We start from the raw sequence: 11,823 nt of genomic DNA on the forward strand, positions 1-11,823 counted from the left end.
ATCGCTCGGAATCGAACGAAATCCACCTCGCCGAGGTGGACCTGACGATTCTGCGGGAGCTCAGTTCCGATGCCCGGAACTCCAACAAGGAGCTCGCCGGCCGGGTGGGGCTTGCTCCCTCCACGTGCTCGGGGAGAGTCGGCGCTCTGAGATCGCGGGGAATCATCAGGGGATTCACGCGAACATCGACTTCGAAGCGCTCGGAGGGCCGTGTGACGGGAGGTGGGACGGTCGGTCGGCGTCACTTCAGGCGAATACGGCTTCCAGGAGAACGAACGATGCCGTCGAATTGAGCGTCACATGCAGAGCCAGCGGCCCCCATAGGTTGCGGTGGAAGGTCCGCAGCAGCGCAAGACACAGCCCCAGGGTGACCATATACGGCAGGAGGATCGGCACCCCGTGGCACAGAGCGAAGATGGCGGCGCTGACAGTCACAGCCCCAACCGCGCCGAGGCGATCACGTATATAGCCGTAGATCACTCCGCGGAAGAACAGCTCCTCCCACAAGGGCGTGACGATCGCGATGGCAGCGAACATCACGATCGCGGAGACGGGGCCGGCATTGCCGGCGACCGCGTCCGTCGATGACCCACTCACGGGTCCCGAGCCGGTGACGGCGAAGACGAGGAGCTGTGCCCCGATCACTGCGAGAAAAGCAGCGGGAATCTGCCACAGCAGATGGAGCAGACGCGGGGAGGGGCGGGAGAAGCCGATGGCTGACATGCGGTGTCCGCGGCGGCGCAGAAACAGCGACAGCATAATCAGGGTCCCGGAGCTCTGGACCGCCAGCACAGTGATGATGAGGATATCGACATGTGCCCGAATCCCGGGAACGGTGAGACCGATGGCGATTGCCACGCCGAAGACGAGTGCAGCGATTCCAAGAGTGATTCCCGCCGAGGTGAGCAGAGTTTTCGTCGAGAGCCGCGCCTGCTGTGGGGATTCGTCCATACCTTGACCCTATAAGTCGCTGATCAGTGATGCCGTCGTCCAGAAGATTGAGATTCGTGGATCCGATCGGGGAGGGGTGATGAGGACGTTGAATGGGGGATCCCAGAGAATGTCGAAATGCGTCCTCGTATTGCGTGCGTATGACGGTCTGTGTCGGAATCAGACGAGTGTGCACTTGGAGATCGACTGGGCTTCCTAGCCTGGGGACCAGCCACACGCATCCGACCATCACTGACACGAAGGAGACGTCCCCATGACCGTCACAGCCGAGAGCACCACAGACTCCACAGCCACCAAGAATTCCACCACCACGATCAACACGGACTCGACCGTTGCCATCAGCGCCGAGGATCGGGCCGAACGCCTCACCTCGGCGGGGCAGGCGTGGAATGAGCGGATCGCCGCATCGGCGAAGAACGCTGCGCTGAGCTTCTCCGCCAAGGGAAGCGCCCAGGGGTCGGTGTCCTCGGTCATCACGGCCGGTCAGCACACCTTCACCGTCGACGAGCCGAAGCCGCTGGCCGGCGACGACGCAGCACCGAACCCTGTCGAGTACGCACTCGGTGCGCTCATCTCCTGTCAGATCGTCGTCTACCGCCTCTACGCGCACAACCTGGGACTGACGATCGAGAACCTCGACGTCAGCGCCGAGGGCGATCTCGACGTCCAGGGGCTCTTCGGCGCCGATGACACCGTGCGCCCCGGATTCTCCGCGGTTCGCGTCAACGTCGAGATCACGGGGCCCGACAGCGATGAGGCCTACCAGGAGCTGCAGACGACCGTCGACGCACACTGCCCCGTCTTCGACATCTTCACGAACCCCACGCCCATCGACGTCACCGTGACGAAGACGAACTGACTCCGAGAGTTCGGCAGGTCGGCCGGAGCCGGGCTCGAAGACCTCGAGGACGCGCCGGACTCGAGGCCAGGCCGCGCCGGACTCGAGGTCAGGCTCCGGCGGACTCGAGGACCTCGAGGACGCTGGACCCGTAGCGGTCGAGCTTCTTCAGGCCCACCCCGCTGACCTGGCCGAGTTCGCTGACCGTGCCCGGTTTCGCCTCGATGATTCCGTACAGTGTGGCATCGGGGAAGATGACATAGGCGGGCACGCCCTGCTCCTTCGCCTGATCGGCACGCCAGGAACGCAGAGCCTCGAACAGCTCGGCATCCGCGGGGTCGAGTTCGACCTCGGGGCCGCCTCGGCGCTTGGCCGCTGCCTTCTTCGATCCAGATCTTTTGGGATCCACGCGCAGAGACACCTCGACCTCACTGCGCAGGACCGGTCCGGCGGCCTCACCGACGATGAGGACGCCGTAATCGCCGTGGGACTCCAGCAGCCCGCGGGCGAGGACCTGGCGGACCACGGTCTTCCACTGGGTTTCGCTGAGGTCCTCGCCGACGCCCCAGACGCTCAGGCTCTCATGGTCGGCCGTGCGGGAACGCTCATTGTCGTTGCCGCGCAGCACATCGATGACCTGCCCCGAGCCGAAGCGCTGTCCGCGTTCCCGGTCGAGGCGGATGACAGCCGACAGGAGCTTCTGCACGGCCACGGTCGCGTCCCAGGTCACCGGTGGTGTGATGCAGGTGTCACAGTTGCCGCAGGGCTCGGAGTCCTCATCGAAGTAGCGCAGCAGCTGCACGCGGCGGCAGTCGACGGTCTCGCACAGGGCCAGCATCGAGTCGAGGTGGCTCATCGCGCGTCGCTGGTAGGCCCGATCGCCGTCACCCGATTCGATGAGGCGACGCTGGGAGACGACATCGCCGAGGCCGTAGACCATCCACGCATCGGCGGGCAGTCCGTCGCGTCCGGCACGGCCGGTCTCCTGGTAATAGCCCTCGACGGATCGCGGCAGGTCGAGGTGGGCGACGAAGCGGACGTCGGGTTTGTCGATGCCCATGCCGAAGGCGATCGTCGCGACCATGACGAGTCCGTCCTCGCGGAGGAATCGTGCCTGGTGCTCGGCTCGCACCTCGGCCGGCAGTCCTGCGTGATAGGGCAGGGCGTTGATTCCCCTGGCTGCGAGCGCATCGGCGAGCTGTTCGACACCACGCCGGGAGAGACAGTAGACGATTCCGGAATCGCCGGGATGTTCGGTGGTGACGAAGTTGATGAGCTGGGAGCGACCGGACTGCTTCGGCTCGATGCGATAGGTGATGTTCGGACGGTCGAAGCTGGCGACGAAATGCTCGGCCTCGTCTAGGTGAAGACGCTCGGTGAGTTCGGCGTGAGTGGCGGGTGTGGCTGTGGCGGTCAGTGCGATGCGCGGAACGTCGGGGAACCGTTCGGCCAGCACTCCCAGCCCCAAGTAGTCGCTGCGGAAGTCATGGCCCCACTGCGATACGCAGTGGGCTTCGTCGATCGCGAACAGCGCGATGTGGGCTCGTTCGAGCAGCGACATGGTGCGCGGCAGGACGAGACGTTCGGGCGCGAGGTAGAGCAGATCGATCTCACCGGCCAGTAGCTCACGTTCGACGTTCTGCGCCTCCTCGAAGTCGAGTGAGGAGTTGAGGTAGGCGGCGCGCACGCCGAGGTTCTCCAGGGCCGCGACCTGGTCCGCCATGAGCGCGATCAGCGGCGAGATGACCACGCCTGTACCCGGCCTGACCAGGCTCGGAATCTGATAGCAGAGGGATTTGCCGCCGCCGGTGGGCATCAGGACGACGGCGTCCCCACCGCCCACGACCTGATCGACGACCGCCTGCTGCTGACCGCGGAACTCGTCGTAGCCGAAGACATCATGGAGGACGTCGAGCGACGATGTTGTGGGTGCCGAGGTCATACGCATAAGCCTAGTGGACGGTGCTGACTCGGCCGAAGTCGGGAAGGTCCGTCCCCGACGGCAGACGCTGCGTGGTGGAGGAAATCGCACGGTGCACAAAAGCGGTGTCAGCACTTCGCGTTACCCTGGAACCCTGATAGCCGAACAGGCAGCGCATCGACGAGAAGCCGATGTGCTACTGATGAGCACCAGGGCAATGGTGGGAAGACCGAGGGGCACAGTGGAGACGAACAGACGCACGATCATCAAGTCAGCGAGCGTGGCAGGAACCGTCGCGGTCGTCGGTTCCTCGGTGGCACTGACCTCGGCGTGCTCGTCGGACGAGTCGTCGGAGTCCAGTGGGGCGGCAGGCGCCGACGCCGACGTTCCGGCTGCCGACGTCCCCGTCGGGTCCGGCACTGTCGTCGACGAGACATACGTCGTCACCCAACCGAAGGAGGGTGAGTTCTACGCCTTCTCCTCCGTGTGCACGCATCAGGGCTGCCAGGTGCGCACCGTCACCGAGGACAAGATCACCTGCCCGTGTCACTCCTCGCAGTTCTCGACGACGACCGGTGAGGTACTCACTGGTCCCGCGACCGAGCCGCTTCCGGAATACTCGGTGTCTGATTCGGATGGCACACTGACGATCTCCGGAAAGTAGGCGTACTCAGCCCAGCAGGAGGCCGGGGACCACGAGGGCGCCAGTGATGGTGAGGGCCAGGACACTGGAGACACTGAGATTGGTCGTCTCGGACCGACGGGCCTTCACGTCCTCCGCGCGCCATTGGAGGCCGGGCCAGGCTGAAGCGCTGCGATACACGCCGATGACGTAGACGATCATGGCCAGCAGCCAGACGTAGACGAACCACCCTGACCAGCCTCCGAAGTCCGCGATGAGGCGGACGAGCAGCAACATGGCGGCCGCTGTGATAAAACTGCCCAGGAGGCCGGTGCGGGTCGCCGAACGAGAGGCCTGAACGGCGGTGAGGGCGCCCCACGCGATGACGATGGCGCAGGCGACCTGGGAGACGAGTTCGGGATTCATGAGCGCGCTCCCGTCTGAGGGCTGTGCGCCTGAGCACGTGAAGACGCGCTGTCCTCGGCCGAGATCAGCTCGGTTGCGGCGTCGACCGAATTGGCCGAGTCGGTGAGGACGATGATCCCGCGCTGCGACTCGGAATCGAAGCCGAGGAACGAGCGATAACCGCCGGTGCCGCCGTTGTGCCAGGTGACGTTCGGTGTGCGGTGCCTCGTCGTGAACCAGGCCCAGCCGATGCGATCGGACTCGTCGAAGTCCTCGCGAGCCTCGGCCGCCTCGGCGCCGGGAGCCGATCCGTCCATCGTCGCCCGCAGCCAGATGCTCAGGTCGTGGGCCGTCGATCTGATGGCACCCGCCGGTGCCGATCCAGACATGGTCCACGGTGCGGCCGGGAGCCCCGAGGCCGTGAAGCCATGACTGAGGCCATCGGCCGAATCGGGAACATAGGTGCTGGTCATCCCCAGCGGCTCGGTGATCCGCTGCTCGATGAGATCGGCGTAGGCGGTGTCCGTGACCGTCGCGAGCGCCTGGCCGAGGATCGCGAATGCGAAGTTCGAGTACTCCGGGTCCTTGTCGCCCACCTCGACGTCCCTGAGCGAGTCGATGAGCTCGGCTGCCGTCCCTCGATACGGGTCGGTGTGGACATAGCGGGCGAGGAGACCCGTGATCCCGTCACCGATGCTGACCGGCGGTTGCTGCTCGGGCAGTCCCGAACGCTGCATCGCGATCGAGGCCAGCGTCACCTCGGCGACATTCCCGTCGAGATCGGGCCAGACATCGCCGAGGCGGGTGTTCGTCTCGACCTCACCGCGCTCGATCGCGTCGGCGAAGAGGGCGGCCGTGAAGGTCTTCGTGATCGACCCGATCTCGAACTCGGTGTCCTCGTCGGCGCCGACCCCGCCCCACCTGAGCGCGTCACCGTCGATCTTCGCCGCGGCGACATGGTGCCAGTGTTTGCTGCCGAGGGTGTCCTCGAGTTCCTCGACGAACGCGGCGTCACCGGTGGCCTCGCCCTGGAATCCGCGGGGGAACGGGGTGATGAGCAGGAGCAGGGCGGCCGCGACGACCGTGGCAATGGCTGCGAGCATCCCTCGCCGAGGTGGCGGCTTGCCGGTCGTCGACTGGCCTGTTCTCGCGGTGTCGGTGTCCATGGGTTCTCCGTCGGTGCGTGGGCGGTGGGAGCAGCGAGCGGCCGGTGGCAGCAGCGCGTGGCCGGTGGGTGGGGTGTGCGCTCGGTGGGGTTCGGGCGCACTCAGTGGGTGCCGATGAGGATGAGGGTGAGCAGCGGGACGATCTTCTGCCCGGGGACTCGCCAGTGTCCGCGTCTCGAGTTCTCGAGCCAGCCGGCCCCGGCCAGCGCGTGGATGTGATGGTAGATCTGGCCGGTCGTGCCGAAGCGGTCGTCGTCGCCGAGCTGCGCGACGGTGGTCGTGCCCTCGTAGATGGCCTGCAGAAGTTCGAGGCGGACCGGGTGGCCGAGCGCTGCCAGGGCGGGAGCCGCCTCGGCGAAGGTGAGGTCCTCGATCGCCGCCGAGTCCAGGCCCATCTGCCACGAGACAGGAGACTCGGCGCCCGGGGGAGTCGTGTGGCCCGTGTAGACGACGCCACCCTCGTCTCCTGCGTGGTCGATGAGTCCGTTGAGCGCCCAGAAGGTGTCGTCGCCCTCCGTCGGACGGGACATGGTGCGGTCGACAGAGCCCCGATCCGTCGAAGCCTCCTCCAGGTCGGCGACCTTGCGCTCGAGCTCTGCCAGACGTGCCTCGACGGCGCTCGTGGATTCATCTTGCGGTGACGTGTTCATGGCCCCATGATACATAAATTACGTAATTACGTACATGCATGAATGACGTGTGTCCGCCCCAGCACCGGACAGACTCAGCCAGGAGATCTAAACTGGTGTCGTGATGAGTACCGACGAACCGCGCACCGAACCCACGCAACCGCGAGCGGAGGCCCTGCCTCGGGCCGTCGCCGAGGCGAAGACACTCGGCTCTCCGATGATCGTCCGCGGAATCCTCGGCGTCGCCTTCGGCTTCGCAACGGTCTTCTGGCCGCGCGATGCCGCCAGTCCCAAGCACCTGTCCATAGGCGTCGACATCGTCGACATCCTCTCCATCAGCTATCTCGTGCTCTTCGCGCTCGCCCTGGTCTACCAGGGCCTGCGCTCGCCGCTGAATGTGCGCACCGCGGTGTTCGGGCAGGCGGTCATCACGATCCCCGCGATCGTGGTTCTGTTCCTCGCCGAACAGCCGGCGGAACTGCGCGCGGCACTGAGCATCTGGGCGCTGCTGCACGGCCTCATCGAGCTGTGGAACTACCGCCGGCTCAAGTCCCACCCCATGGCCTCAGACTTCCTCATCGCAGCAGCCTGCCACGTGCTGCTCGGCGTGATCCTCATGTTCGGCGACGGCTTCGGGGCGCTGTGGATCCTCGGCTTCACCGGCGTGGCCACGCTCATCGCCGGAGTCATCTTCATCATCGGCGGCTACTCGCGCATCAGCAAGGCCAAGCTGATCGCCGCCGGCAGGGAGGAGATCTCGGCCGAGGCAGACTCTGATTCGGCCACTGTCGGGGCCTCGGAGGCCGATGATGACGAACCCGACGCTCCCGACCACCACTCGAGGTGAGATGAGTACTGTCGAGCATGACTACGAGCACGTCTCTCCGCTGACTCCGATCGCCGCCACCGTCAGCTCCTCGGGGCTCCTGGGAGACCTGGCCGAGGCCAGCCGTGAACTCTCGCCGGAGCTCTTCCGTCGGCTCTTCGAGGTCTCGCGTTCACCCTCACTGCTCATCGCCACCGACTACGACGGCACGATCGCACCGATCGTCGACCTCCCCGGCCAGGCATTCCCATTGGATTCCTCGGTCGACTCATTGCGCGCACTCGCCCTGCTCCCGTCCACCTCGGCGGGGGTGATCTCGGGTCGCAGCCTCCGTGACCTCGCGGCGATGTCACGCCTGCCTCGGGAGGTCCACCTCTTCGGCTCGCACGGCGGAGAGACGGACACGGTGGCCATCGACACCCTCGACGAGGAGCAGCGCAGCGCCCTGGTCGACCTGCGCCGCGACATCTTCCGCGAACTTCCGGACGGGATCATCGAGCACAAGACCACCGGTGCCGCGGTCCACCTGCGCGGACTCGACGAAGCGGAACGTCGCCGAGTCGAAGGCGTCGTGAGTGAACTCGTCGACGCCCACACGATCTTCCCGACGCGGGGCAAGCAGGTCATCGATCTCGCGGTCGTTCCCGCCTCGAAGGCCGACGCCCTGACTCGCCTGCGACAACAGGTCGGCGCCGAGGTGGTCGTGTTCATCGGCGACGACACCGCAGACGAGTTCGCCCTCGAGACATTGGGGGATCAGGATCTGGGGCTCAAGGTCGGCCGAGAGCCGGCCGAAACGCACGCGGACTTCCGGATCAGCACGCCCGCCGAGGTCTCCGTCGTCCTGGCCGCAATCTACGAGCTGCGCAAATCCTGGCTCTTCGGGCAGCGAGCGACCCCGATCCAGCGCCACAGCCTCATCGGCAACGGTCAGACGACGGCTCTGGTCGATCCCTTCGGCAGCATCTGCTGGATGCCGCATCCACTGCCCCATTCGGCGTCCATGTTCTCCGCGATTCTCGGTGCCGAAGGGGCCGGCTACTTCTCCGTCGATTCCGCAGGCGGCAGCGTCCCGCTGACGCAGCGCTACGTCACCCATTCGACGTTGCTCGAGACCCGATGGCCGGGCCTGAACTGCTTGGACTATCTCGCCCCTGTCGACGCGAACAGCGACGACTCGATCGTCGTGCGGGTACTCACCGGTGACACCGCCGCCCGGATCCGCTTCGCCCCCCGGCTCGATTACGCGACCGTGCCGACCAGGATGGTCAGGACCTCCGACGGCGTGCAGGTGCTCGGCACCTCGGAACCCATCTCCCTGATCGCCCCGGGCATCGACTTCGAGATCAGTGAGACCGGACAGTCCCATACCGCCGAGGCGGTCGTCGTGCCCTCGCAGCAGCCCGGAGGGGTCGTCGTGCTCGTCCTGGCATGTGGCTCCGGCACCGGCGACGCCCGCTACATGGCCACCGGGGGCGAGCATCATGTGCGCGAGCGCGCCCTGAACTTCTGGACCAACTGGGTCGACACCCTCCACATCCCCAGCCACCACCGCGAAGAGGTCATCCGTTCGGCCATCACCCTGCGCGCCCTGTGCCACGAGCCCACCGGCGGAGTGCTCGCCGCACCGACGACCTCCCTGCCCGAGGGCATCGGCGGCGTGCGCAACTGGGACTACCGCTACACGTGGCTGCGGGATGGGTCGATGACCGTGCGCGCACTGCTCGCGCTCGGCTCCACCGGTGAGGCCGAGGGGTTCCTGTCCTGGCTGACGGGCATCCTCGATCGCACCGTGTCCCCCGAACAGCTCCACCCCCTCTACGCCGTCGACGGCTCTGCACTGACCACCGAGGCGGTGCTCGCGCACCTGCCCGGATACGCCGGGTCCCGTCCGGTCAGGGTCGGCAATGCCGCCGAACACCAGGTCCAGCTCGACGTCTTCGGGCCGGTCACCGAGCTCCTCGACGACCTCAGCGAGAGCCTCGGCGATCTTCCGGATTCGTACTGGAGGCTGACCTGCCAGATGGTCGAGGCCGTGAGCAAGAGATGGTCCGAGGCCGATCACGGAATCTGGGAGGCCAGGCGGCCGCCGAAGCACAATGTCTACACTCGGGTGATGTGCTGGGTGACGGTCGATCGGGCGCTGCGGATCGCCGATCGCTTCGACCGCGAACTCCCCGGCGCCTGGCGTCAGCTGCGCGAGGAGATCGCCCACGATGTGCTCGAGAAGGGGTACAACGAGGAGGTCGGGGCCTTCACCGTCGCCTACGGTGACACCGAACTCGACTCGGCCTGCCTGTTCGTGGGCCTGTCCGGCCTGCTGTCGGCCGACGATCCGCGCTTCGTCTCGACGGTGGACGCGATCGAGCGCGAGCTTCGAGTCGGTCCGACGGTCTTCCGCTACCGCTACGAGGACGGACTGCCGGGCCTGGAGGGTGGCTTCCACATCTGCACGACCTGGCTCATCGAGGCCTTCATCAAGGTCGGGCGGATCGACGATGCCTGGGACCTGTTCCGGCAGTTGGACAATCTGCTCGGGCCCACGGGCCTGCTGACCGAAGAGTACGATCCCGTGGCGGAGATGCATCTGGGCAACCATCCCCAGGCCTACTCGCACCTGGGCTACATCCGCGTCGCCCAGCTGCTCGACGAGTTCCGCCCCAGCTGAAGGGGGTGCTCGTCGCCTGCTGCCCGGGCGCGTAGGCCGGCGCGAGCGGTATCCGGCGCGGGCGGTATCCGGCGCGGCGACGTCGGCTCAACCGGGCCGCGCGGGCCGAAGCCTGCCTGCGTCCGGGACGCATCTGGCCATGAGGAGGCACGCCTCATCATGAAGTTGAGTGTGGGCATATGGTCGATTTCTGCGAGGAGATCGACCATATGCCCACACTCAACTCGGGCTCAGCCACAGGGCGCTCAGGCCGGCCGGCGCTCAGGTCACTCGACGAGGAGGGTGACCACCTCGGCGATGCAGGCGGGGCGCTCTTCGCCTTCGATCTCGATGACGTGCTTGAGGATGACCTGAGTGCCCTTGTCCCCGGGGATGACCTCGTTGACACTGACCGTGCCGCGCAGACGTGAGCCGACGGGAACGGGCTGGGCGAATCGGACCTTGTTGAGGCCGTAGTTGACGCGGATGGACACGCCTTCGATGGTGAAGATCTCTGCCGAGAACTTCGGGATCAGGGACAGGGTGAAGAAGCCGTGGACGATCGTCGACCCGTATGGGCCCTCTGCCGCACGCTGCTCGTCGATGTGGATCCACTGGTGATCGTCGGTGACGTCGGCGAAGGTGTTGATGGCGTCCTGGTCGATCGTCGTCCACTCGGACGAACCCAGCTCGGTGCCGACGAGGGAGGTGATCTCGTCGATGCCATTGAGTGTGCGCATTCTGGTTCTCCTTTGATCCGTGAGGTTTAACTGTCTGCTGAGCGGACATTCGATTGAAGCACTATCGGTACATCGGACCCTACTTGGTCATGGCGCACGTGGTGCCGGAGTGTCCGGGATTCGGTAACGCAGCACGTGGGGCGGGCAGGACTGACGGGGCAGGTGGCCGGCGGGCCGACGCGACCGGCGGGCTGGCGGGGTGACGCGGCCGACGGGCTGGCGGGGTGACGCGGCCGGCGGGCTGGCGGGGTGACGCGGCCGACGGGCAGACGCGACCGGCAGGCCGGCGGAGCAGAGGCGGACGACGGACGACGCGGCCGACGCGCAGACGCGGCCGGCGGGGCAGGCGGGACCGACAGGCCGGCGGCACAGGGCAGCACATTCGCGGTTCGACTAGGTTGGGGGCATGGCGCTATCCCAGCTATCCCAGACGGAACTCCGGACAGAACCTCTCACCCAGCCGCTCTCACCTCGGTGGATCGACCGCCCCGCCGGTTACCGGGACTTCGAATCGGCCTTCTTCGTCGGTCATGGGCGCGCGACCTTCGAACGCTGTGCGGAGGAGCTTCTGTATTGGAAGGTCAAGATCCGCAGCGGCTTCGACATTGCTGTAGAGCCCCCGGGCGTCGCCGCCGGGCCCACGTGCATCGACGCCGGGCCCCCGGGGGTCGCCCCCGTGTCCCAAGGCGACAGCACCGCTGACCCCACGCGGGTCCGCATCGGCCAGGAGCCGACGATCTTCGTGCGTCTGGGACCGTTCCGCCTGCCCGAACCCGCCCGCGTCATCGACGTTGTCGAGTCCGAGAGACGTCGCGGCTTCACCTACGCGACGAAGCCCGGGCACCCGATCACCGGCGAGGAGTCATTCATCCTCATCCACACCCCCGACGACAGGGTGTTCCTCGTGCTGCGGTCGGTTTCGCGTGCGGGTTTCGGGATATGGCGCCTCGGCGAACCCTTCGTGCGTCTCGCCCAGATCGTCTACCGGCGACGGTACGCCCGTGCCCTGCGCGACTGACCGCCGACCGTTGCCGTGCATGCGGTGTCATTGTGGGCATATGGTCGGGAATCCAGGCGA

At 66.5% G+C, this 11,823-nt stretch carries 12 protein-coding genes; 6 read left to right on the forward strand and 6 right to left on the reverse strand.

The window, feature by feature from the left end:
* The first annotated feature begins 35 nt into the window (after positions 1 to 35).
* The gene (locus BKA07_RS04010; RefSeq protein ID WP_342449136.1) at positions 36 to 293 is read left to right on the forward strand and encodes an Lrp/AsnC family transcriptional regulator; all 258 of its coding nucleotides are present in this window, start codon (positions 36 to 38) and stop codon (positions 291 to 293) included.
* Here the strand turns inward: BKA07_RS04010 and BKA07_RS04015 are convergent.
* On the reverse strand, positions 247 to 951 hold the full coding sequence (locus BKA07_RS04015; protein WP_167949755.1) for a CPBP family intramembrane glutamic endopeptidase: 705 nt from the start codon (positions 949 to 951) through the stop codon (positions 247 to 249). The two genes, BKA07_RS04010 and BKA07_RS04015, sit on opposite strands and share 47 nt — an antisense overlap.
* Positions 952 to 1,204: 253 nt before the next feature.
* On the opposite strand from BKA07_RS04015, the gene BKA07_RS04020 reads away from it, so the two are divergent.
* Positions 1,205 to 1,810: an OsmC family protein gene (locus BKA07_RS04020; RefSeq protein ID WP_167949756.1), complete on the forward strand. Its 606-nt coding sequence runs from the start codon at positions 1,205 to 1,207 to the stop codon at positions 1,808 to 1,810.
* Between the two features lie 88 nt (positions 1,811 to 1,898).
* Here the strand turns inward: BKA07_RS04020 and recQ are convergent, their stop codons facing one another.
* Entirely contained in the window at positions 1,899 to 3,731 is a 1,833-nt protein-coding gene (recQ, locus tag BKA07_RS04025) for a DNA helicase RecQ (RefSeq protein WP_167949757.1), read from the reverse strand.
* Positions 3,732 to 3,951: 220 nt separating this feature from the next.
* Here recQ and BKA07_RS04030 point away from each other — a divergent pair, with 220 nt between their 5' ends.
* Positions 3,952 to 4,374, forward strand: a complete 423-nt coding sequence (locus BKA07_RS04030; protein ID WP_342448988.1) for a Rieske (2Fe-2S) protein — start codon at positions 3,952 to 3,954, stop codon at positions 4,372 to 4,374.
* Between the two features lie 6 nt (positions 4,375 to 4,380).
* Here the strand turns inward: BKA07_RS04030 and BKA07_RS04035 are convergent, their stop codons facing one another.
* The 3 genes from BKA07_RS04035 to BKA07_RS04045 form a co-directional block, all read right to left on the reverse strand.
* Positions 4,381 to 4,758, reverse strand: a complete 378-nt coding sequence (locus BKA07_RS04035) for a hypothetical protein (RefSeq protein WP_167949758.1) — start codon at positions 4,756 to 4,758, stop codon at positions 4,381 to 4,383.
* Positions 4,755 to 5,903, reverse strand: a complete 1,149-nt coding sequence (locus BKA07_RS04040) for a serine hydrolase domain-containing protein (RefSeq protein WP_167949759.1) — start codon at positions 5,901 to 5,903, stop codon at positions 4,755 to 4,757. The genes BKA07_RS04035 and BKA07_RS04040 overlap by 4 nt, the downstream gene beginning before the upstream one ends.
* 101 nt (positions 5,904 to 6,004) lie before the next feature.
* Positions 6,005 to 6,553 carry a winged helix-turn-helix domain-containing protein gene (locus BKA07_RS04045; RefSeq protein WP_245161830.1) on the reverse strand — a complete coding sequence of 183 codons (549 nt, stop codon included), beginning with the start codon at positions 6,551 to 6,553 and terminating at the stop codon, positions 6,005 to 6,007.
* A gap of 103 nt (positions 6,554 to 6,656) precedes the next feature.
* Here BKA07_RS04045 and BKA07_RS04050 point away from each other — a divergent pair, with 103 nt between their 5' ends.
* Together BKA07_RS04050 and otsB are read left to right on the forward strand one after the other, a co-directional pair.
* Positions 6,657 to 7,379: a hypothetical protein gene (locus tag BKA07_RS04050; protein ID WP_209043856.1), complete on the forward strand. Its 723-nt coding sequence runs from the start codon at positions 6,657 to 6,659 to the stop codon at positions 7,377 to 7,379.
* Between the two features lies 1 nt (position 7,380).
* Complete coding sequence (gene otsB / locus BKA07_RS04055; RefSeq protein WP_209043857.1) at positions 7,381 to 10,026, forward strand: trehalose-phosphatase; 2,646 nt, start codon at positions 7,381 to 7,383, stop codon at positions 10,024 to 10,026.
* A 266-nt stretch (positions 10,027 to 10,292) separates the two neighbouring features.
* On the opposite strand, the gene BKA07_RS04060 is transcribed toward otsB, so the two are convergent.
* Positions 10,293 to 10,745, reverse strand: coding sequence for a MaoC family dehydratase (locus BKA07_RS04060; RefSeq protein WP_167949761.1), 453 nt, complete (start codon positions 10,743 to 10,745; stop codon positions 10,293 to 10,295).
* 406 nt (positions 10,746 to 11,151) lie between these two features.
* Between BKA07_RS04060 and BKA07_RS04065 the strand changes: the two genes are divergently transcribed.
* The gene (locus BKA07_RS04065) at positions 11,152 to 11,763 is read left to right on the forward strand and encodes a DUF1990 domain-containing protein (protein WP_167949762.1); all 612 of its coding nucleotides are present in this window, start codon (positions 11,152 to 11,154) and stop codon (positions 11,761 to 11,763) included.
* The last annotated feature ends 60 nt before the right edge of the window (positions 11,764 to 11,823 follow it).

Origin of the sequence: Brevibacterium marinum (genome assembly GCF_011927955.1) — a bacterium.
In the GTDB taxonomy this organism is placed as follows: Bacteria; Actinomycetota; Actinomycetes; order Actinomycetales; family Brevibacteriaceae; genus Brevibacterium; species Brevibacterium marinum.